Origin of the sequence: Proluteimonas luteida, assembly GCF_021191695.1 — a bacterium.
Taxonomy (GTDB): Bacteria; Pseudomonadota; Gammaproteobacteria; order Xanthomonadales; family Xanthomonadaceae; genus Luteimonas; species Luteimonas luteida.
Map to the genome: position 1 here is coordinate 50,245 of NZ_JAIWPT010000014.1, position 21,148 is coordinate 71,392.

Genomic DNA, 21,148 nt, shown 5'->3' on the forward strand with positions numbered 1-21,148 from the left:
CCCCACGCGGCCGACGCGCACGGCGTCCGGATTCGCAAGGTATCGGGGCATCCGTCGACGCGAGCTGGCCGGGCGTCCCGGCGTCGGGGGCGTTGCCCCGACCTACGACAGGCGAATCCCGGGAATCGGATAGGAACCGAATCCAATACGGATCGTCGGAGCGGCCCATGGCCGCGAAACGCCGGTCGCGCCATGGGCCGCTCCTGCTGTTCGTGGGTCTGATCACCCGGCCCACAAACGTACTGAACGGTACAGTATTATATTCCGGCAGCCCCGCGAGCCGGCAGCCGTCGCGCCCGAGGCTCTCCGGTGGTCGCGCCCCCTTTTCCGAGATCCGACGACATGAACACTGTTTCCGCGGCGCCCGAGCGCGCCGGTTCCGGCCATTGGCCGCTGCGCCTGTTCGGCGCCGCGCTGATCCTGATCGGACTGCCGCTGCTGGGCGGCGGTCTCTACCTGATCACCCTGGGCGGCTCCTGGTACTACCTGCTGGCCGGCCTGGCGCTGGCGGTGAGCGGGTTCTTCTACTTCCGCCGTGCGCCGGTCGCGACCTGGCTGCTGGCCGCCACCACCGTGGCGACCGTGCTTTGGTCGCTGTGGGAAGTCGGTGCCCGGTTCTGGCCGCTGGTGCCGCGGCTGGCGCCGTTCCTGGTGCTGGCGTTCTTCGCCGCGCTGCTGCAGCCCTGCCTGCGTGGCGGCCGCGGCAAGGGCCCGAGCTGGTCGCTGGCCGGCGTGCTGGCGCTGGGCACGGTGGTCGGCCTGTGGTCGATGACCCGCCCGCACGGGGTGATCCGCAACGACGCCACGCTGCAGCCGATCGCCGGTGCGCAGGTCACCGCCTCGCCCGAGCGCTGGCAGCATTACGGCAACTCGCCGGCCGGCACCCGCTACGTCGACATCGCCCAGATCGACCGCGACAACGTGGCCGGTCTCGAAGTCGCCTGGACCTACCGCACCGGCGAGTTCGCCGAAGGCGCATCCGAACAGCAGAACACCCCGCTGCAGGTCGGCGAGCTGCTCTACACCTGCACGCCGGAGAACAAGGTCTACGCGCTGGACGTGGATACCGGCGAGGAACGCTGGCGCTACGACGCCAAACCGGCCGAGACCCGCACCTGGAACCGCTGCCGCGGCCTGGGCTACTACGCGCCGGGCGAGGTCGCCGCGCCCTACGCCTTCGCCGAGGATGCCGAGTTCCGCGCGGCCCGCGCGGACGCAGCCGCGACATCGGCCGCGCCGGCCACCTGCGCCGCGCGCATCGTCATGACCACCATCGACGCGCGCCTGATCCAGCTCGACGCCGCCACCGGCGTGCCCTGCGCCGATTTCGGCAACGGCGGCACGGTGGACCTGTCGGTCGGCATGGGCGACATCGAGCCCAACGTCTACTGGTACTACCTGACCTCGGCCCCGACCGTGGTCCACAACCTGATCATCCTCGGCGGCTGGACCTTCGACGGCCGTTCCACCGACGAGCCCTCGGGCGTGGTCCGCGCCTTCAGCGCCGACACCGGCGCGCTGATCTGGGCCTGGGACCTGGGCAACCCGGCGATCACCAAGCTGCCGCCCGACGGCGAAACCTATACCCGCTCGACCCCGAACGTCTGGTCGACCCCGGCGTTCGATGCAGAGCTGGGCCTGGTCTACCTGCCCACCGGCAACCAGCAGCCCGACTTCTGGGGCGGCGTGCGCCCGCCGCTGACCGAGAAGTACTCCAGCTCGGTGGTCGCGCTGGACATCGCCACCGGCCGCGAGCGCTGGACCTTCCAGACCGTGCACCACGACATCTGGGACTACGACGTGCCCGCGCAGCCGGCGCTGGTGGACCTGCCCGACGGCGACGGCGGGACCACCCCGGCGCTGGTGCAGCTGACCAAGCGCGGGCAGATCTTCCTGCTCGACCGCCGCGACGGCACCCCGCTGGCCAACGTGGAGGAGAAGCCGGCGCCGCAGGACGTGGCGGCCGGCGACTGGGTCGCACCGACCCAGCCCTACTCGACCGGCATGCCGGCGCTGGGCGCCGACCCGCTGACCGAGCGCGACATGTGGGGCGCGACGTTCTTCGACCAGCTGTACTGCCGCATCGCGTTCCGCCAGCTCAACTATCACGGCGAGTTCACCGCGCCCAGCCTGACCCCGACGCTGATCTACCCCGGCTACTACGGCGGCTTCAACTGGGGCAGCGCCGCGGTCGAGGAACGCACCGGCACGCTGTTCCTCAACGACATCCGCATGCCGCAGGTGGTCCAGCTGCAGCCGCGCGAGGACGTGGACGTCGCCGCGCTGACCTCCGGCCACGGCGTCGGCAGCACCTACCCGATGGACGGCACCCCGTTCGTCATCGACCACCGCGCGTTCAACTCGCCGCTCGGCGTGCCCTGCCACGCACCGCCGTGGGGCGTGTTCGCGGCGATCGACCTGCAGGCGCGCAAACTGCTGTGGGAGCGGCCGGCGGGTTCGGTCAGGGACGTCAAGCTGCATGGCATCCGTCCCGGCTTTCCGGCCGAGGTCGGCATGCCGACGCTCGGCGGCGGCGTGGTCACCGCCGGCGGCCTGGCGTTCTATGCTGGCACCCAGGACTACTACCTGCGCGCACTCGACATCGCCAGCGGCGACGAGCTGTGGAAGGGCCGGCTGCCGGTCGGCGCGCAGGCCACGCCGATGAGCTACGTCTCGCCGAAGACCGGCCGCCAGTACGTGGTGATCGCCGCCGGCGGGGCGCGCCAGTCGCCGGACCGCGGCGACTACGTGATAGCGTACGCGCTCCCCGCGACCCGCCCGGCAGAGTAATGGCCCAGCCCCCGCTGCGTACCGATCCCCCGCCTTCGACGGCGCGGGGCCGGGTCCGGCGGGCGCGGCTGCTGCAGGTGGCCTGCGAGCACTTTCTCGCCAACGGCTACGACGGCACCTCGATGGATGCCGTCGTCGCCGCGGCCGGCGGTTCCAAGGCCACGCTGTACCGCAATTTCGGCGACAAGCAGACGCTGTTCGCGGCCTGCATCGCCCACCTGTGCGACGAATTCCTGGCCCGGCTGGCGACGCTGGACATCGAGCATCCCGGTTTCGACGATGCGCTGCGCGCGATCCTGCTGGAACTGGTCGACGTGGTCGGCTCGCCGCGGCATGTCGAGTTCTACCGGCTGGTCGTGGCCGGTGCCGGCGTGCCCGGCGTCGGCGAGGCCTGGTACCGGCACGGCCCGCAGGTCTGGCACCGCCTGCTCACGCGCCTGCTCGACCGCCACGCGCGTGCGACCGGCGATACGCCCGCAACGATCCCGCACGGCACCCTGGCCGAGCTGCTGTTCGACAGCCTGCTGGCCCACCTGACCATCGAGACCGTGATCCTCGGCCACGCGATCGACCGCGACCGCGTCGCCGCGCGGATCGAGGCGATCGTGACCGCGGCCCGGCAGCTGGTCGCGCCCAAGGCTTGACCTCGGCTGGCGGGACAGGCCGCGTAACGGACCCGGGCGGCGCCTGCCGTCGGCCCGATGTTCCAAAAATCGTTACATTGAATGACTACTAATCCAGGATGCATGAAAAATTTATCATTAAAATCAGTGGATTAAGATAGATCTATCTGCTAGATTCGTTTCAGGAATCGTTACACCTCGGGTATTGCCATGCACGCAGGCTCCGTCCCGACCGCCGATGCCCTGCTTGCCCGTCTCCGGCATCAGGGCCGTCAATCGTCGTCGACCCTGCTGACCGCACTGGGTATCAGCCGGCCGACCTTGGCGCGCGCGGTGGCTGCCACGCCGGGCGTGGTCCGTCTGGGCAAGGCCAGGGCCACGCAGTACGCACTTGCGCGCGCGATCCGCGGCGAATGGCAATGGCCGCTGTACAGGCTCGATGCCGACGCGCGCGTGCAACCGCTGGGCATGCTGCTGGCGCTGGACCGTGGTGAATTCGCGTTCGTCAGCGAGGCGCATCCGGCCAGCCTGCCGCCGGCCAGCCTGCTGCATCCGCCCTTCGAACAGGGCATCTATCCCGACGTGCCATGGTTTCTTGACGACCTGCGTCCGAACGGCTTCCTCGGCCGCACCTATGCACACCGGATGGCGGATGCATTGCGGCTGCCCGGCGACCTGGCGCGCTGGGATTCCGGCCATGTCATCACCGCGCTGCTGCATGGCGGTTCCGCCCAGACCGGCGACCTGATCCTCGGCGATGCGGCGCTGGAACGCGCATTGCGCGAACGCCTGGATCCGCCCGACCGCGTGACCATGGCCGAGCGCGCCGTGCGCTATCCGCGCATGGCCGACGACGTGCTGCAGGGCGAGCCGCCCGGTTCCTCGCCGGGTGGGGAGCAGGCCAAGTTCACCGCGACCATCGAGGCGGGCGACCGACGCCACGCGGCCATCGTCAAGTTCAGCATCGCCGGCAGCAGCGCCGCCGCGCGACGCTGGGCCAGCCTGCTGCGTTGCGAAGCGCTGGCGGGCCAGGTGCTGAGCGCGCACGGCCTGCCTGCCGCGCAGGCGGCATTGGTCGAAGCCGACGGGCAGGTCTTCCTCGAATCGCGCCGTTTCGACCGCAGCGACGACGTGCTCGGCCGGCGCGGCTTCGTGTCGCTGTCGGCGATCGCCACCGCATTCTTCGCCGAGGCATCGCTGCCGTGGTGGCAGTTGGCCAGGCGACTGGAGGCCGACGGCTGGATCGATGCCGGAACCGCCACGCAGTTGTCGCGCCTGCACTGGTTCGGCGCGCTGATCGCCAACAGCGACATGCACCTGGGCAATGCCGGACTGGTGCTGACCGACACGCTGCCACTACGGGCCGCGCCGGCCTACGACATGCTGCCGATGTGGCTGCGTCCCGGCGCGCAGGGCCATGTGGCGATCCGCGATTACGCCGTGCCGATCCCGCCCGCCGGCCAAGTCGACGCATGGCGCTGGGCGGCGCATGCCGCCTGCGATTTCTGGCGACAGGTGCAGCGACTCGACGCCGTGGAGGCCGACGTCAGGCAATTCGCACAGCGCATCGAGCGCGATATCCGGGAGATGACGGCACGGTTCTGATGCCGGCGCGCAACCTCGCGCGCATTCCCTTGCGCCACGATGTCTTAGGTTCGGCCGGCGCCGCCCGTCACCGACGCACCTGCCCTCAGCGCGTCAGCCGCTGCATCGCCGCGGCGATGCCGTCCGGGGTCAGCGGGAACATGCGGTCCTCGACCAGGCCGCGCACCATCGCGATCGACGGCGTCCAGTCCCAGCGCTCGCGCGGCAGCGGGTTGATCCAGACCAGGTGCGGGAACCGTGCGGACAGGCGCTGGAACCAGACCGCGCCCGGCTCCTCGTTCCAGGTGTCGACCGCGCCGCCGGGCTGGGAGATTTCCCAGGGATGCATCGCCGCGTCGCCGACGATGACGATGCGGTGGTCCGCGCGGTAGCGGTGCAGCAGGTCCCAGGTCGGCACCCGGCCCGCCGGGTCGAAGCGCGCGCCGCGCCAGACCGCGTCGTAGAGGAAGTTGTGGAAATAGAAGTGCTCGAGGCGCTTGAACTCCGCGCGCGCGGCGCCGAACAGGGCCTCGGCCGCGTGCACGTGGTCGTCCATCGAGCCGCCGACGTCGAGCAGCAGCACGACGCTGACGGCGTTGCGCCGCTCCGGGCGCATGCGCACGTCGAGCAGGCCGCCCTCGCGCGCGGTCGCGGCGATGGTGCCGTCGAGGTCGAGTTCCTCGGCCGCGCCCTCGCGCGCGAACCGGCGCAGCCGCCGCAGCGCCATCTTCAGGTTGCGCGGGCTCAGCTCCGCATCGCCGTCGAGTTCGCGGAAACCGCGCTGCTCCCAGACCTTGGCCGCCATGCGCCCGCGGCTGTCGCCGCCGACGCGGATGCCGCCGGGGTGGACGCCGCTGTTGCCGAACGGGCTGGTGCCGCCGGTGCCGATCCAGCGGTTGCCGCCTTCGTGGCGCCCGTGCTGCTCGGACAGGCGCTCGGCGAACCGTTTCATCAATTCATCCAGCGAACCGACCTGCTGCAGCTTCGCCTTGTCCTCTTCGCTCAGTTCGCGACCGAACGCGGCGCGCAACCAGTCGTCGGGAATCGCCGCCTGCAGGGCCTCGGGCGAGGCGGCGGCGACGTCCTGCAGATAGCGGCCGAACGCGCGGTCGAATCGGTCGTAGTGGCGCTCGTCCTTGACCAGCACCGTGCGCGCCAGCGCATGCAGCGCATCGGGCGTGGTCGCTGCGACGCCGGCCTGCAGCGCGCGCAGCAGGTCCAGCCACTCGCGCGGGGTGACCGGCACGCGTTCGGCACGCATCGCATGGAACAGGCGCAGGAACACGGTCGCGTCGCCCGCGCTCAGCGGGCCTGGCGGCGGCCGAGGAACGCCAGCCGCTCCAGCAGGTGCAGGTCCTGTTCGTTCTTCAGCAGCGCGCCGGCCAGCGGCGGCAGCATCTTCGACGGCTCGGCGGTGGCCAGTTGGCGCGCGGCCAGTTCGTCGGCCATCAGCAGGCGCAGCCAGTCGATCAGCTCCGACGTCGACGGTTTCTTCTTCAGGCCCGGCACCTCGCGCAGGTCGAAGAACGCGCCCAGCGCGTTGGTCACCAGGGCGCGGTCGATGTCGGGGAAATGCACGTCGACGATCCTGCGCAGCGTGTCGGCATCGGGAAAGGCGATGTAGTGGAAGAAGCAGCGGCGCAGGAACGCGTCCGGCAGCTCCTTCTCGTTGTTGGAGGTGATGACGATGACCGGCCGCTGCGTCGCGCGCACCGTCTGGCCGGTCTCGTGCACGTCGAAGGCCATGCGGTCGAGTTCGTGCAGCAGGTCGTTGGGGAACTCGATGTCGGCCTTGTCGATCTCGTCGATCAGCAGCACCGCGCGCCGTTCGCTCTCGAACGCCTCCCACAGCTTGCCGCGGCGGATGTAGTGGCCGATGTCGTTGACCCGCGGGTCGCCCAGCTGCGAATCGCGCAGGCGGCTGACCGCGTCGTACTCGTACAGGCCGTGCTGGGCCTTGGTGGTCGATTTGACGTGCCAGGTCAGCAGCGGCGCGTCGAGCGCGGCGGCCACTTCCTCGGCCAGCAGGGTCTTGCCGGTGCCCGGCTCGCCCTTGATCAGCAGCGGCCGCTGCAGGGCGATGGCGGCGTCGACCGCCTGCATCAGTTCGGGCGTGGCGACGTAGCGCGAGGTACCTTCGAAGGCCATGGAATGACGGTGGTGACGGGGGACGCCAAGCGTAGCAGCCGCCGGCGCGGCGGCGGTTGCGTCACGACCCCGGGGACGAAGCCGCGCCGACCACGCCGCGCAGCTGTTCGCGGTGGCGCCGGCTGCAGGGCACCACGGTGCCGTCGCGACCTGCGCCCACGCGCTGTACTGGTGGAGCGCGCTGCTGTCGCTGCTGGCCTGGGGATCCCACGCCTTGAACCGGCCATGGCCGGGCCTGCGCTACGCCACCGAGGCCGTGTACCCGTGGTACATCCTGCACCAGAGCCTGATCGTGCTGGCCGCGTTCTGGCTGATCCCGCTGGGCCTGGGGCCGGTATGGGAGCCGCTGCTGGTGCTCGGCATCACGGTGGCCGGCTGCCTGCTGCTGCACGAACTGGTGATCCGGCGCACGCGCTGGCTGCGGCCGCTGTTCGGCCTGCCGGCAAGGCCGGCGGCGCCCCGGCGCAAGCCGACTGCGATCGCGCAGGTGGTGCGCTGACCGCCGCCGTGCACCGCAGCCAATTGCGGCCAGCCGGCGCCGATCGCGTAAAGTTGCGCGCGGGCGCTGCGTCGCCCGCCTGCGATCCGCGCCGGTCCCGGCGCACGGACGCGTCGTCTTCACTGGTCACGGAGGCCCCCATGCGTATCGGAATCGTCGTCGACTCGGCCTGCGACCTGCCGCCGGACTGGCTGCAGGCGCACGACGTCAAGCTGCTGCCGGTCACCGTGCGCATCGGCGACTCGACGTTCGTCGACCTGCGCGATGCACGCGAGACGCTGGCGTTCGTCGACGCGCATGTCGCCGAGCGCGGCCATACCGCGGAGACCGCGGCGTTCGGGGCCGAGCAGATCGAGGCGCTGTTCCTGGAACAGCTGGTCATCGACTACGACTATGTGTTCTGCATCACCGTCACCCGCAACCGGAGCCAGATCCACGAGAACGCGACCCAGGCCAGCTTCGGCATCCTGGGCGAGTACAAGCCGGTACGCATGCAGGCCGGGCACACCACGCCGTTCGCGCTGCGCATCGTCGACACGCAGCAGGTATTCGCCGGCCAGGGCATCCTGCCGGTGGAGGCGGTACGCCTGCGCGACGCCGGCGCGACCGCGCCGGAGATCCGCAGCCGGCTGGAGTTCCTGGCCGAGCGCAGCTACGCCTACATGGTGCCGCGCGACCTAGGCTACCTGCGCGCGCGCATCAAGCATCGCGGCGACCGCAGCGTCAGCCTGCTGTCGGCGCTGATCGGCGGCGCGCTCGACATCAAGCCGATCCTCCACTGCCATCGCGGCGAGACCGGCCCGGTCGGCAAGGTCCGCGGTTTCGCGCCGGCCGCCGAGAAACTGTTCGCGTTCACCGCCGGGCGCGTCCGCGCCGGACTGCTGACCCCGACCGTGTGCCTGAGCTACGGCGGCGAACTCGACGAGATGCGCCAGCTGCCCGGCTACGACGCGCTGGTCGCGGCCTGCGCCGAGCACAACGTCGAGCGCTTCGAGACGGTGATGAGCATGACCGGCATGGTCAATGTCGGCGCCGGTTCGCTGACCGTGGGCTTCGCCGCGCCGCCGCAGCCGTTCTCCTGACGGATTGCCCGTGACGGATTTCTAACGACGCCGGTTGCTACGCTGTCGGCCTCCTACCGACGACGAGTCCGCATGAGCACCCGCTACCTGATCCGCATCACCGACGCCGCCAGGGCGCGCGCATCGGGCGACTATGCCCTGACCTCGCAGGGCCCCGACGGCATTGCCGCGGAGCTGCAGGCGGCGTTGCGCACCGACGCACTGTTCGTGCGCTGGCGCGACCGCCAGCCGGATCCGGACGACGTGGACCCCGCGCTCGGCGTGACCGACCCGTCCGCGCAGGTGGTGGGCAGCCAGCGCGATCTCGACATCGATCTGGAAGTCACGACGTCGATCTCCAGCGCCGTACTCAAGCATCGACTGCAACTGCTGGCCGGCAACGCCTGGGAAATCCGCGACGTGCGCGCCGGCTGACGGGGCCCCGGAAACCTCCTCCCGGAAACACGGCCGCTCCGACGGCCGATCACGGGCAATCGGATCGCCCGATGCCGATGCGCACCGCACCGGCGGCGTCCAGTGCATGGCCGGACAGGGCCGTCTCGATGCGGCCACCGCCGCCGGCAGCGGCGTCCGGCACGGCGCCGGGAACATGAATGCTTCGTGGCCGCACAGCGGCTTGGCGGCGCGCGTCGCAGCGCGCGGCGGACCGGCGTCACGTCCCGATGCTGCGGCCCGGGTACGCGTCAAATTGGCACATCGGTGCCGGCAGCTCAATCCGGACACGCCCCAGTAGCCGGGCCCGGACGGCGGGACTAGCGTGGATTCCAGGCCGGACGACGAAGCCGCCGCGACGGACGGGGCGATCCCGATCCGCATCGCGGACCCGGCGTCCGGCACGCACGCAACGCCCTTCCCCACTGGAGCCTCCCATGAACATCGTCGACACCCAGCAGCTCGGCACCGCATTCCCGGCCTCGCAGTTCCCGGCCCAGGCCTACGCGTCCGGGAATCCGGCCCCGGGCCTTGCCGGCGCCGGTGCGTATCCGGGCCAGGTGCAGGCGATCCCGGGTGGGCTGCCCAGCGCCTACGCCAATCCCTTCGCGCCCGGCGCGCCCAGCGCCTATGTCGACCCGTTCTCGCAGGCTGCGCCAAGTGCCTACGCCAGCCCGCTCGCCGGCGGCACGTCCGGCATGACCCCGCTGGTGTCGGGCAACCACGTCACCGCCGACGCGACGATGACCCCCTACACCCAGTACCTCGCCACCACGGACACCGCGCGCCCACCGGGCGACAACCGCAGCGCGCAGGAGATCATCGACGACAACCCGGTGCTCAAGCAGCTCGGCAACCAGAGCGGGATCCGCGACAAGCTCAACGACTTCGTCGGCGGCGACATGTACAACGACGCCGACCAGGCCTTCCAGGCCGCGGCGCTGCTGACCAACATCAAGTCGCTGACCCAGGCCGACGGGCAGCCGCGCTCGGTCGAGCTGCAGGGCAACGGCAAGATCGACGGCTTCACCAAGGACGGCCATGCGCGCCACGGCACCGAGGCCGGGGTGCTGCAGGACATCTGCAAGCACGGCCTGGACTACCTGCAACAGCTCAATGGCCGCCTGCCCAGCACCGACGACAAGCAGGTGCGCGCCGACGGCACCAACATCGACAACTGGGACCACATCCGCGACACCTACCTGTCGCCGATCCTGGGCGGCCTGGGCAGCGTCGCCGGACTCATCCCGCATCCCGCCGCGCAGGCCGTCAGCACCGGGCTGGGCGCCGCGGGCACGGTGATCGACAGCGCCTCGTCGATCGCCAACGGCACCGCCACGCCCGCCAGCCTGATCACCGCCGGCACCGGCCTGCTGGGCCAGGGCATCGAGGTCTATCAGGGCCTGCGTCCGCAGGCGCCGGCCGCGACGACACCGGCAACGCCAGCTGCGACAACCACGCCCGCTGCAACGGCGTCCGGTTCGCCGGCCTTCGTGCCCGCGACCGTGCCCGGCACGCCTGTTTCGCCGGCGGCGTTCGATGCCGCGTACGCCACCGCGGCCAGCAGCACACCGGCCACCATCCCCGAAACACCGGCGCCGCTCGCGTTGCGCTACTACTGAACCTGCCGGCCCGCCAATGCGCGGGCAGGCCTTCCGGCGCGCCGGCCCGAACGCATCCGGCCATCGGCATCGGCCCGGGCTGCCCCCACGCTTCCGGAGACGGCATGAGCATCTCTTCGAACTACACCATCTCGTCATTCAACAGCTACAGCGCGCGCGGCGGTGACGATGCCCTGGACCGCATCGGCGATCTCGCCGACGTCAGCGACATCATCGGCTTCCAGGAAACCGGCGACCCCGGCCGGCACCGCGACGCCGGCGCGCGCGTGGCCGGCGAGATGATCGCGCACGGGCGCAACGGCTACATGGGGCCGCAGAACGGCAACCCGATCTTCTGGGACGCGGAACGCTTCGACCTGCTGCATGCGGAGACCCGCATCGACGAGAGCTTCGGCCGCAAGGACGAGACGCGCGCCACCAACCTCGTCGTGCTGCGCGACAACGACACCGGCGCCGCGCTGCTGGTGTCCAACCTGCATGCCGAGACCACGAACGAGGGCGGCTACCGCACCCGCCAGTTCACCGACCTGGAAGCCCGGGCCGACGCCATCATGGACGACTTCGCCATCGCCGCCCGCATCGACATCGGCGACCACAACCAGGGCCTGCCGTCCGAACTCTACGGCGACCACGGCCACGACACCGTTGCCGGCGCCGGCCAGGACGCCCGCGACCAGGGCATGGGCGGCATCGATCACATCGCGTCCCGCGGCACCGGGCACCGCACCGAACTGGTGGAGAACCGCGTCGCCGCGCCGGCACCCAACGGCGACGGCTACCGCCACCAGATGCTGTCCTCGACCATCGCCGTCACCTCCGATGCCGACGGCAATGCACGCAACCTCGACGCCGATCTCCACGGCGACAACGGCAAGGGCGCGGTCGCCTACCGGGATGCCGGCTACAACGGCACCGCCTGGGCACTGGGCTTCGGCAACGGCGGCTTCGGCACCGGCGTCGACGACAGCGGCGTCCGGCACGGCGACATCAACGACAGCGTCTCCAGCGTGCGGGTGTCGGACGGCGCCGCGCTGGAACTGCGGCAGAACGCCGACGGCAGCGGCCGCGCTTTGACCCTCGATGCCAGCACGTCCAACGTCGGCAAGAACATGAACGACCGCGCATCGTCGTTCCTGCTGTACTACTGACGGCGCCGCGGCCGCCGCGGCGGTTGTGGCGCAATCCCGCGGGTCCGCCGCTCAATCGGCGTGCAGCGCCCGCGCGTGGTGGGCGACGTGCTCGCCGATGAAGCTGGCGATGAAGTAGTAGCTGTGGTCGTAGCCGGGCTGCATGCGCAGGTAGACCGGATGGCCGGCCCGCTCGGCGGCCTCCTGCAGCAGCCACGGCCTGAGCTGGCCGTCCAGGAACTCGTCGGCGTCGCCCTGGTCGATCAGCAGCGGCAGCTTCTCCTGCGCCGACGCGACCAGCGCGGTCGCATCGTAGGCCTTCCAGGCGTCGCGGTCGGGACCGAGATAGGTCGCGAACGCCTTCTCCCCCCACGGCACCTGCGTCGGCGCGACGATCGGCGCGAACGCCGACACGCTGCGATAGCGTCCCGGATTGCGCAACGCGATCACCAGCGCGCCGTGCCCGCCCATCGAATGGCCGCTGATCGCGCGCGCATCGGTGACCGGGAAACCGGCCTCGACCAGCGCCGGAAGTTCGTCGACCACGTAGTCGTACATGCGGTAGTGGCGCGCCCACGGCAGCGTGGTCGCGTTGACGTAGAAGCCGGCGTCCTTGCCGAGGTCGTAGCCGTCGGCATCGGGCACGTCGTCGCCGCGCGGACTGGTGTCGGGCGCGACCAGGATCACCCCATGCTCGGCGGCGTAGCGCTGCGCGCCGGCCTTGGTGATGAAGTTCTGCTCGTTGCAGGTCAGCCCCGACAGCCAGTACAGCACCGGCAGCCTGCGGTCTTCCGCCTGCGGCGGCAGGTACACGGCGAAGCGCATGTCGCAGCCGAGGGTGTTCGAGCCGTGTTCGTAGACGTCCTGCCAGCCGCCGAAGCAGGCGCGGTGTTCGATGCGTTGAATGCCGTGATTAGTCATTAGTGATTCGTGATTGGAAAAGGCGGAGACTGCGCGCGTTGGCGATGTCGTGCGGCGATTCGCTTTTACAGATCACCAATCACGAATCACCAATACCGGCGCTTCAATAATGCACCACCGACCTGATCGACTTGCCCTCGTGCATCAGGTCGAACGCGGTGTTGATGTCATCCAGCGGCATGGTGTGGGTGACGAACGGCGCCAGTTCGATGTCGCCCTTCATCGCGTCCTCGACCATGCCCGGCAGCTGCGAGCGGCCCTTGACGCCGCCGAAGGCGGTGCCCTTCCAGGTGCGGCCGGTGACCAGCTGGAACGGCCGGGTGCTGATCTCCTGCCCCGCGCCGGCCACGCCGATGATCACGCTTTGACCCCAGCCGCGGTGCGCGCATTCCAGCGCGGCGCGCATCACGTTGACGTTGCCGATGCATTCGAAGCTGTGGTCCACGCCCCAGCCGGTCATCTCCACGATCACCTGCTGGATCGGCTTGTCGAAGTCCTTCGGGTTGACGCAGTCGGTCGCGCCGAATTCCTTTGCCAGCGCGAACTTCGAGGGGTTGGTGTCGATCGCGAAGATGCGTCCGGCCTTCGCCTGGCGCGCGCCCTGGATCACCGCCAGGCCGATGCCGCCGAGCCCGAACACCGCAACCGAATCGCCGGCCTGCACCTTCGCCGTGTTGTGCACTGCGCCGATGCCTGTGGTCACGCCACAGCCCAGCAGGCAGACGTGCTCGGGATTGGCCTCGGGGTTGATCTTCGCCAGCGACACCTCGGCCACGACGGTGTACTCGCTGAAGGTCGAGCAGCCCATGTAGTGGTAGACCGGCTCGCCCTCGTAGGAGAAGCGGGAGGTGCCGTCGGGCATCACGCCCTTGCCCTGGGTCGCGCGCACCGCCACGCACAGGTTGGTCTTGCCGCTCTTGCAGAACAGGCACTCGCCGCATTCGGCGGTGTACAGCGGGATCACGTGGTCGCCCGGCTTGACGCTGGTCACGCCCTCGCCCACTTCGACCACGATGCCCGCGCCCTCGTGGCCCAGCACCGCCGGGAAAAGTCCCTCGGGATCATCGCCTGAAAGGGTGAACGCGTCGGTATGGCAGACGCCGGTGTGGGTGATCTTCACCAGCACCTCGCCGGCCTTCGGCGGGGCAACGTCGATCTCGACGATCCTGAGCAGTTCGCCCGCGGCGAAGGCGACGGCGGCACGTGATTTCATGTGAATGTCTCCAGGGTGGACTGGGCGGCCAACTTCGGGACCGGCGCGTGGACAGGATGACTTGAGGGGGGTTACTTGAGATAGGAGCGCAGCAGCGCGATCGCATCGTCGATGCCGGCCTGGCGCACTTCCGGTGTCGCTGCGATCGGCCCCAGCGTTTCGCGCAGGTGACTTTCGAGTACGCCGGTGGTCAGGCCGTTGACCGCGCCACGGATCGCCGCGATCTGCTGCAGCACCGGCCCGCATTCGCTGCCCGCCTCCAGCGCCCGCTCGAGCGCATCCAGCTGGCCGCGGATGCGCCGCACCCGGGACAGGACGCGCTTCTTTTCTTCCGGCGAATGCGGCATGACGGTTCCGGCGCCGGGCCTCCGACGATACTGGGGAGGAGTATATCACCTCGATACGGCATGTCGCCCGACCGCATCTCCGCGGGAACGCGATCTTTCCGCCCGTGCCGCGCGCAGCGGTGCCGCTGCGCGGCGTGATCGGCGTCGTGCCCCGCAGCCACGGAATCATCGGGCCGGCGTCTTGACCAAGTAGGTAATGCGTGGCGGACACGCTTGTCGGACGATGCCGGCCAGAGCAGTTCTCCAGCGGAACATGCACGCAGATCCATCTTTCGCATTGCAGCACTGTCTCGACCCAACAGCAATGAACAAGACACCTGAAGGGAGGGGTGGCAATGCCAAAGAACGCAATCGCGCAGATCGAGGCGCACGGCGAGGAACTCGCCGAACTGGCGTGGGAAAACGAAAGGCTCGGGAAACTGAGCGCGAGAACCGCCGAGATCGTACGCGACGCCGGACTGATGCGGCTGCTGCAGCCGAAGGAATACGGTGGACTCGGGGCAACGCCCGGGGAATTTGCAGAAGCGGTGATGAAGCTCGCCAGCCATGACGGTTCGGCCGGCTGGGTGGCCGGCGTTGTCGGCGTGCATCCATGGCAGGTCGGGCTGCTGGCCCCGAAGGTCGGCGAGGAAATCTGGGGCCAGGATCCGGACACCTGGATCGCCTCCCCCTACACCCCCTCGGGCATCGCCGAACCCGTCGACGGCGGCTACCGGCTCAGCGGACGCTGGCAGTTCTCCTCGGGCACCGATCACTCGCGCTGGCTGTTCCTCGGCGCCCTGGTCGGCGACGGGGAAGGCAAGCCGAAGATGCCGGCGAAGATGCTGCACGTGATGCTCCCGCGCAGCGACTACCAGATCATCGACGACAGCTGGAACGTGATCGGACTGCTCGGCACCGGCAGCAAGGACATCGTCGTCGACGGCGCGTTCATTCCCTCGCACCGGGTCATCGAGTACGACGACGTGGTTTCCGGCACGGCGGCCGAACGGCATGGCCGTCCCGATGCGATCTACAAGCTGCCGTTCTCGGTGATCTTCCCGGTCGGGATCACCTCCGCAGTGATCGGCATGGCCGAAGGCGCCCTGGCCGCGCATGGTGCATACCAGCGCGACCGGGTCTCCGCCGCCGGCCAGGCGCTGCGCGATGATCCCTATTCGGCCTATTTCACCGGCGAGGCCGCCGCGGAGATCCAGGCCGCAAGACTGCAGCTCCTGGACGGAATCAATTGGGCGACCAGGCAGGTGAATGCCGGCAACGAGATCAGCTTCGCCGACCGCTCCAGGATCCGCCGCAATCAGGTGCGCTGCGCGTGGCGGGCTACCGCCGCCCTGGATACCGTGTACGCCCGCTCCGGCGGCAACGCCAGCAGGCGGACCAATCCGATCCAGCGCTTCTGGCGCGACGCGCACGTGGGACTGAACCATTTCATCCACATTCCCGGCTCGGTCTACCACGCCAATGCGCTGACCTACTACGGCGTGGAGGTTCCCGAACCGCTGCGTGTGGGCATCTGACCCCGAGGTGTTGACGTGAACCGTGCCGAGCGAGTGCAGACCATGACGAGCCTGGAACACCCGATCCCGGAACCCGTGGCGCTGGACCCGCGTCATTTCCGCACGGTGCTCGGCAACTATCCCACCGGCGTGGTGATGATCACCGCGTCCGAAGGCGAAGAGCCGGTGGGCATGGTGGTCGGCTCCTTCTCGTCGGTGTCGCTCGATCCGCCGCTGGTATCGTTCCTGGCCACCAGCACCTCCCCCACGCAGGAACGCATCCAGCAGGCAGGCCGGTTCTGCGCCAATGTCCTGGCGGCCGACCAGGAAATGCTGTGCAGGAAGCTGGCACGCCCCGGGCCGGGACGCTTCGACGGCGTCGAATGGGAGCTGTCGTCGCTCGGCAACCCGGTGCTGGATGGCATCGTCGCCTGGATCGACTGCTCGATCCACGATGTCATCGAGATCGGGGACCACAACCTGATCGTGGGGCGTGTGCACGAACTCAGGGTGGCGTCCAGCAAGACGCCACTGCTGTTCTTCCGGGGGCAGTACGGGGATTACTCGTCCACCGCGATGCTGCTGCTGGAACGCCTTCTGGAGTGGCAATAGCCGCACCGGGTACGAACGGCACCCGACCGGGACACCATGAGCAGCACCCGGTCGGTCAGCATGCGTCTCCAATGAAGCGGATCAGGTTGAGCAGCTCGACCTGCGAGTGGGTTCCCGTCTTGGCGTACACCGCCTTGAGATGAGCGCGGACAGAGTTGGGCTGCACGTTCAGATCGGACGCGATGTGCAGGGATGTCTTGCCATCGAGCAGCATGCAGACCACGCGTGCCTCGGAACAGGTCAGCCCGTAATCGGCGCGCAATCGCTCCATGAGTGCCGTCTTCGGGCGGGAACTGTCGGTGACCAGCAGTACGACCTTGTTCTGCTCGACGCCTTCCCAGTCGAACGCAACGGGGGCGGGAAACGCGATCACGTTGCCCCGGTGACGACGGGAGGCAGTCCCTTCCGATGGAGGCATTCCAAACGGAATGGAGCCGCCTTGTCCCTTTTTCCTGGCGCGCTGGACCAGCGCCTGCAGATCAGGCAAATGCACGCCTCCTCCCGGCACCAGGCGCCCCCGCTCCGTCCTCAACACGACGCCTTCGCTGAGCAGATCGGTCATGCTTCCATTGCAAGCTTCGATCCCTCCGTCCTCTGCCAGGATCGCAACTCCAACGCCCTTCTGGTCCAGGCTCCGGATCACATTGCCGACCATGTTGTTGGCCTGGGCGAAGGTGCCCGCAATCTCGAACGACAGCAGCAGGTCGTCGCGCAGCCCCTCCAGCAGCGTCTTGTCGATGGCCGCCGCGCTGTGGTGGCCATCCCGGCACGCGTGCACCAGCACTTTCGCGGTGCGGATGCCCAGCAGCATGCAGACGCTGTTTTCTCCGTCCAAGTATCGCCCGTAGCGCGAATAGAACTCGGTTTCCCGCAACGCCGCATCGGCCAAGCACCCGTCCAGCGGAACCACCTTGCCGGGAGGCACGTTCTCCCAGAAGCGCATCAACGGATTGATGAACTGGTAGTGATCCAGATATTCCCTGCTTTCATCGGGTTTGACCGAATTCGTCGATCCATTTTCCACCGCGATTCCACTCGGTGCGAATACGGTCAGGTCCGCGATATCTGCATCCAGGAGGCTGGCCACCGAACCGGCCCAGCGCTCCAATGGCTTCGGCTGGATTGCAGCCTTGTGCAGTTCGTGGGCCGCAACACGCAAGCGATGCACGGAACTGTTCGAGAGCATCGGGATCTCCTGTCTCCTGGGCGCCCCGGATCATGGGAAGCCCAGCATCCCGATGCACGCCGCGACGCAGCATCCGATTGTCTTCGTATCACATGGAGCGAATGAAAATCCGGAACACCGTAGCGGCAGATCCAAGTGCGATTCCGCGATATTGACCACGTGGGTAATGCACACGATGGCGCGATCAACCAACGTAGCCACTACTGCGTACGACCAGATTGGCCGTCATGGCACGCAGAAACCAGTCGGGCCGAATACCGGACACACCTGACCACGAACAGCGGAATCGAAGAGCGGACTTTGGGAGGAGTTTTGCTTGCCAATCCATCTCATCACGCGCGCCGGCACCAGGTCCATAGCGGCCGGCCGACGGCATGGCCGCGGCCCAGGACTACCACGTTCCAGGCCGAGGACATCGACTCGGGAATCCGGCACGGGCAGCAGAAGTCACCGCCCAGCCGCCCCATGCTCCCACCAAGCTGACCAGATTCCGGCCTTTTTCCAGTGCAGCGGGCATCCCCGTGACGGCAGACGCAGAAGACTGAACCGCAGGACCCAACCGTGACAACCATAGAACGAAAGAACAATGGGCAAGCAACTGATCCGGCGCCACGCGAGGACAACCCGCGGGTATCGCGCCGCGCATTCCTCAAGGCCGCCGGCGTAGGGGCCGCGGGCGCCACCCTCGGCGTCGTGCATGTCGCCAGTGCGCAGGAGCACGACTGGAACGAACAGACCGATGTCGTCGTGGTCGGCTCTGGCGGTGCGGCGCTGGCGGCCGCGGTCGGTGCCCTGCAGCACGGCGCCGAGGTCACGGTTCTCGAGAAGGCTCCGATCCTCGGCGGCACCACCGCCAAGTCGGGAGGCGCCTTCTGGGTCCCGAACAATCCGCACATGCAGGCCAAGGGCATCGCCGATCCAAAACCGGATGCGATGAAGTACATGGCCAGGCTGGCGTATCCGCACCTGTATCGCGCCAACCACCCGACCTTGGGCATCGCGCAACTGGACTACGACCTGCTGTCCGTGTTCTACGACGAAGGTCCGCGCATCACGGCACTGCTCGCCGAGGCCGGCGCGTTGCAGTCACAGCAGCAGCTCGGCGCGACCGGGCTGATCCCCGATTACCAGGGGCAACTGCCCGAGAACAAGAGCGTCGTCGGTCGCACGCTGCAACCCAGCGACCGCGATGGCGCGCCGGGTTTCGGCGGCGACATGATCGGGCAGCTTTCCGCATTCGCCGGGGAGCACGGCGCGTCGATACGCGAGGAACACGCGGTAACCCGCATCCTGGTCGATTCCGACAGGCGGGTCGTCGGCGTGGAAGTCGACACCCCCCATGGAGCGCACACGATACGTGCACGCAAGGGCGTCGTCTTCGGCTCTGGTGGTTTCACCCACGACATCGAGATGCGCAACAACTACCTGCGCATGCCGGTTCTGGGCGGATGCGCGGTGCCGACCAACCAAGGCGATTTCGTCAGGATGGCAATCGAGATCGGCGCCAAGCTCGGCAACATGAGCGAAGCCTGGCTGCAGCAGGAGGTGCTGGAGGAAGTCCTCGAGTACGCCAGCGTGCCGATGGGAGCCTTCCTGCTGGGAGGCGACAGCATGATCGTCGTCAACAAGCTCGGCCATCGCATGTACGACGAGAAGCACGTCTACAACGAACGCACCCGCAGCCATGCGGTCTGGGATCCGACGCTGGGCGAGTACGTCAATCTGTACCAGTTCATGCTGTTCGACGACCACGCGATCACGTATGGCGGCGCCCAGCTGATGCCGCCGGTCGGTGCCGACCTGCCCGCGCACGTGATTTCCGCCCCCACATGGGACGCACTTGCGCAAGCCATCCAGGCGCGTCTGGACGGGTTGGCGGACCGCATCGGCGAGTTCCGGCTGCACGACGATTTCCTCGTGAACCTCGGGCAGACCGTCGAGCGCTTCAATGTTTTCGCCGACAACGGTGTCGATCTGGACTTTCACCGCGGCGAGTTGCCGATCCAGCAGGCGTTCCACGTTCCCGGCAGCAACAACGACAAGCCGAACAAGCACATGTACCCGTTCGCCGCGAACGGCCCGTACTACTGCATCATCCTCGGACCCGGCACGCTCGACACCAAGGGCGGCCCGGTCACCAACGTGCATGCGCAAGTGCTGGACGTACACGACAAACCGATCCCCGGCCTCTACGCGGCAGGCAATTGCGCCTCATCTCCGTCGGGGCAATCCTACTGGGGCGCAGGTGGAACACTGGGGTTGGCACTGACCTACGGTTACATCGCAGGCGCACACGCCGCCGGACAGCGGTGAATGCGCATGAACATCACCCCGCTCCCATCGCCCGCATCCTGCCGCCGCCCCTTCCGGGATGCCATCGCGGCCAATGCACTGCTGGTCGCCGTGACCCTGCTCGTGCCCACGGGAACGGCCATGGCCAATGCCGATTGCCAGGGCCGATTCCAGACGACGGTCCAGCCGATCATGAACACGAACTGCGTCGCCTGCCACCAGGATGCGGCGCCCGCCGACGGGCTGTCGTTGCAGCGCACGGCCGCACCGGCCAGCCTGATCGGCAAGGAGAGCCGGGGCTCGTCGCTGCCCCTGGTCACTCCGGGCAACCCGGCACGGAGCTACCTGTACCTGAAGATCCTCGGCACCCACCTCGAAGCCGGCGGCACCGGCGCGCGGATGCCGGTCGGGCGTGCGCTGGCGGAAGCTGACATCAAGCGCATCTCCGAGTGGATCAGCGAATGCAAGGCGGGATGACGTGCAACGCAGAAGCCAACTGTTGACCTGGACGCGCGGGGACCCGGACGCAACGCCGATCCTGTGGCTCCACGACCGCTACGACGACCCGGTGCGCAACCGCGTCGAGATCGCACTGTCGGACCGGTTGCGGTCGATCGCCGTGCGCTCCCCGCGCCTGCAGATGATCGGCGCGCTTCCACTCGGCTACTTCTGGTTCCTCGGCCCATTCGAACGGCCCGAACTGACTACGTTCGGTGACGGCCTCGGCCAGCTCGAAACCCTCCTGCTCGAACTGTGCCCTGGCCGCGACACGCGCCGTGCGTGGCTGGCGGGACAGGGCGAAGGCGGGACGATGGCATTGACGCTCGCCAGCCTGTGGCCGGAACGGGTGGCAGGCGTCATCTCCATCGACGGCCCGCTGCCCGCCAATCTGGACACGATGCCCGTGCATCCCAAGCCGATGCCCGACATGCCGGTTCTGCTGCTGGAGCAGAATCACGTCCTTCTGCGCACGCGCCAGGCCTTGCAGGCGCGCGGCAGCGGCGTCGAACACCGCATCGCGGGGGGCGGCGACCCATTGCAGGAAAGTCGCTGCTGGCTGGAGCGGGTACTGGCATCGGGCGATGCCGGCACGCCAGCCCATCGCAAACGAACAAGCGCGATCCGGGCCGGAACGGCCCTGCATCCCTGACCACGACCCAGCGCGCCGGCGAGG

At 68.7% G+C, this 21,148-nt stretch carries 18 protein-coding genes and 1 pseudogene; 13 read left to right on the plus strand and 6 right to left on the minus strand.

The genetic code is table 11. The features are described 5' to 3' along the window. Nucleotides 1-342 precede the first annotated feature (342 nt). The 3 genes from LDO26_RS13025 (at nt 343) to yjjJ (ending at nt 5,018) form a co-directional block, all read left to right on the plus strand. Nucleotides 343-2,790, plus strand: coding sequence for a membrane-bound PQQ-dependent dehydrogenase, glucose/quinate/shikimate family (locus LDO26_RS13025; RefSeq protein ID WP_232131527.1), 2,448 nt, complete (start codon nt 343-345; stop codon nt 2,788-2,790). Then, complete coding sequence (locus tag LDO26_RS13030; RefSeq protein ID WP_232131528.1) at nt 2,790-3,434, plus strand: TetR/AcrR family transcriptional regulator; 645 nt, start codon at nt 2,790-2,792, stop codon at nt 3,432-3,434. Before LDO26_RS13025 ends, LDO26_RS13030 begins: the two co-directional genes overlap by 1 nt. Nucleotides 3,435-3,623: 189 nt before the next feature. Beyond that, entirely contained in the window at nt 3,624-5,018 is a 1,395-nt protein-coding gene (gene yjjJ / locus LDO26_RS13035) for a type II toxin-antitoxin system HipA family toxin YjjJ (RefSeq protein ID WP_232131529.1), read from the plus strand. 85 nt (nt 5,019-5,103) lie between these two features. Here the strand turns inward: yjjJ and LDO26_RS13040 are convergent, their stop codons facing one another. Both LDO26_RS13040 and LDO26_RS13045 read right to left on the minus strand, forming a co-directional pair. Then, complete coding sequence (locus LDO26_RS13040) at nt 5,104-6,282, minus strand: vWA domain-containing protein (protein ID WP_232131530.1); 1,179 nt, start codon at nt 6,280-6,282, stop codon at nt 5,104-5,106. A gap of 17 nt (nt 6,283-6,299) precedes the next feature. Further along, entirely contained in the window at nt 6,300-7,145 is an 846-nt protein-coding gene (locus LDO26_RS13045; RefSeq protein ID WP_232131531.1) for an AAA family ATPase, read from the minus strand. 136 nt (nt 7,146-7,281) lie between these two features. Here LDO26_RS13045 and LDO26_RS13050 point away from each other — a divergent pair. The 5 genes and pseudogenes from LDO26_RS13050 to LDO26_RS13070 form a co-directional block, all read left to right on the plus strand. After that, nucleotides 7,282-7,644: pseudogene (locus tag LDO26_RS13050) on the plus strand (acyltransferase family protein); the annotation flags it as partial. Between the two features lie 140 nt (nt 7,645-7,784). Continuing rightward, nucleotides 7,785-8,726, plus strand: a complete 942-nt coding sequence (locus LDO26_RS13055) for a DegV family protein (RefSeq protein ID WP_232131532.1) — start codon at nt 7,785-7,787, stop codon at nt 8,724-8,726. Nucleotides 8,727-8,798: 72 nt separating this feature from the next. Continuing rightward, nucleotides 8,799-9,140, plus strand: a complete 342-nt coding sequence (locus LDO26_RS13060; protein WP_232131533.1) for a hypothetical protein — start codon at nt 8,799-8,801, stop codon at nt 9,138-9,140. 455 nt (nt 9,141-9,595) lie between these two features. Beyond that, complete coding sequence (locus LDO26_RS13065; RefSeq protein ID WP_232131534.1) at nt 9,596-10,780, plus strand: hypothetical protein; 1,185 nt, start codon at nt 9,596-9,598, stop codon at nt 10,778-10,780. Nucleotides 10,781-10,884: 104 nt separating this feature from the next. Continuing rightward, on the plus strand, nt 10,885-11,928 hold the full coding sequence (locus LDO26_RS13070; RefSeq protein ID WP_232131535.1) for an exonuclease/endonuclease/phosphatase family protein: 1,044 nt from the start codon (nt 10,885-10,887) through the stop codon (nt 11,926-11,928). A gap of 51 nt (nt 11,929-11,979) precedes the next feature. Here LDO26_RS13070 and fghA read toward each other — a convergent pair whose 3' ends face one another. From fghA to frmR, 3 genes are all read right to left on the minus strand, one after another. Then, a complete protein-coding gene (fghA, locus tag LDO26_RS13075) occupies nt 11,980-12,813 on the minus strand; it encodes an S-formylglutathione hydrolase (RefSeq protein ID WP_232131584.1) in 834 nt (277 codons plus the stop codon). Between the two features lie 118 nt (nt 12,814-12,931). After that, complete coding sequence (locus LDO26_RS13080) at nt 12,932-14,041, minus strand: S-(hydroxymethyl)glutathione dehydrogenase/class III alcohol dehydrogenase (RefSeq protein ID WP_232131536.1); 1,110 nt, start codon at nt 14,039-14,041, stop codon at nt 12,932-12,934. A 71-nt stretch (nt 14,042-14,112) separates the two neighbouring features. After that, a complete protein-coding gene (frmR, locus tag LDO26_RS13085; RefSeq protein WP_232131537.1) occupies nt 14,113-14,388 on the minus strand; it encodes a formaldehyde-responsive transcriptional repressor FrmR in 276 nt (91 codons plus the stop codon). A 335-nt stretch (nt 14,389-14,723) separates the two neighbouring features. Here frmR and LDO26_RS13090 point away from each other — a divergent pair, with 335 nt between their 5' ends. Beyond that, nucleotides 14,724-15,905, plus strand: coding sequence for an acyl-CoA dehydrogenase family protein (locus tag LDO26_RS13090; protein ID WP_232131538.1), 1,182 nt, complete (start codon nt 14,724-14,726; stop codon nt 15,903-15,905). Nucleotides 15,906-15,920: 15 nt separating this feature from the next. Further along, complete coding sequence (locus tag LDO26_RS13095) at nt 15,921-16,496, plus strand: flavin reductase family protein (RefSeq protein WP_232131539.1); 576 nt, start codon at nt 15,921-15,923, stop codon at nt 16,494-16,496. 55 nt (nt 16,497-16,551) lie between these two features. On the opposite strand, the gene LDO26_RS13100 is transcribed toward LDO26_RS13095, so the two are convergent. Then, a complete protein-coding gene (locus LDO26_RS13100) occupies nt 16,552-17,682 on the minus strand; it encodes a helix-turn-helix transcriptional regulator (protein WP_232131540.1) in 1,131 nt (376 codons plus the stop codon). Nucleotides 17,683-18,243: 561 nt separating this feature from the next. Here LDO26_RS13100 and LDO26_RS13105 point away from each other — a divergent pair. From LDO26_RS13105 to LDO26_RS13115, 3 genes are read left to right on the plus strand one after another with little or no spacing between them, the layout of a single operon-like run. Beyond that, entirely contained in the window at nt 18,244-19,995 is a 1,752-nt protein-coding gene (locus LDO26_RS13105; RefSeq protein ID WP_435594085.1) for an FAD-dependent oxidoreductase, read from the plus strand. Nucleotides 19,996-20,001: 6 nt separating this feature from the next. Next, nucleotides 20,002-20,451 (plus strand): hypothetical protein, encoded by a 450-nt coding sequence (locus LDO26_RS13110; RefSeq protein WP_232131541.1) that lies wholly within the window; start codon nt 20,002-20,004, stop codon nt 20,449-20,451. Between the two features lie 22 nt (nt 20,452-20,473). Continuing rightward, entirely contained in the window at nt 20,474-21,124 is a 651-nt protein-coding gene (locus LDO26_RS13115) for an alpha/beta hydrolase (RefSeq protein ID WP_232131542.1), read from the plus strand. Nucleotides 21,125-21,148: the final 24 nt, after the last annotated feature.

Bases quoted from the DNA above. Each gene is read 5' to 3' on its own strand.
- LDO26_RS13025 (WP_232131527.1), top strand. From the start codon at position 343: ATGAACACTGTTTCCGCGGCGCCCGAGCGCGCCGGTTCCGGCCATTGG.
- LDO26_RS13030 (WP_232131528.1), top strand. From the start codon at position 2,790: ATGGCCCAGCCCCCGCTGCGTACCGATCCCCCGCCTTCGACGGCGCGG.
- yjjJ (WP_232131529.1), top strand. From the start codon at position 3,624: ATGCACGCAGGCTCCGTCCCGACCGCCGATGCCCTGCTTGCCCGTCTC.
- LDO26_RS13045 (WP_232131531.1), bottom strand. From the start codon at position 7,145: ATGGCCTTCGAAGGTACCTCGCGCTACGTCGCCACGCCCGAACTGATG.
- LDO26_RS13055 (WP_232131532.1), top strand. From the start codon at position 7,785: ATGCGTATCGGAATCGTCGTCGACTCGGCCTGCGACCTGCCGCCGGAC.
- LDO26_RS13060 (WP_232131533.1), top strand. From the start codon at position 8,799: ATGAGCACCCGCTACCTGATCCGCATCACCGACGCCGCCAGGGCGCGC.
- LDO26_RS13065 (WP_232131534.1), top strand. From the start codon at position 9,596: ATGAACATCGTCGACACCCAGCAGCTCGGCACCGCATTCCCGGCCTCG.
- LDO26_RS13070 (WP_232131535.1), top strand. From the start codon at position 10,885: ATGAGCATCTCTTCGAACTACACCATCTCGTCATTCAACAGCTACAGC.
- LDO26_RS13080 (WP_232131536.1), bottom strand. From the start codon at position 14,041: ATGAAATCACGTGCCGCCGTCGCCTTCGCCGCGGGCGAACTGCTCAGG.
- frmR (WP_232131537.1), bottom strand. From the start codon at position 14,388: ATGCCGCATTCGCCGGAAGAAAAGAAGCGCGTCCTGTCCCGGGTGCGG.
- LDO26_RS13090 (WP_232131538.1), top strand. From the start codon at position 14,724: ATGCCAAAGAACGCAATCGCGCAGATCGAGGCGCACGGCGAGGAACTC.
- LDO26_RS13100 (WP_232131540.1), bottom strand. From the start codon at position 17,682: ATGCTCTCGAACAGTTCCGTGCATCGCTTGCGTGTTGCGGCCCACGAA.
- LDO26_RS13110 (WP_232131541.1), top strand. From the start codon at position 20,002: ATGAACATCACCCCGCTCCCATCGCCCGCATCCTGCCGCCGCCCCTTC.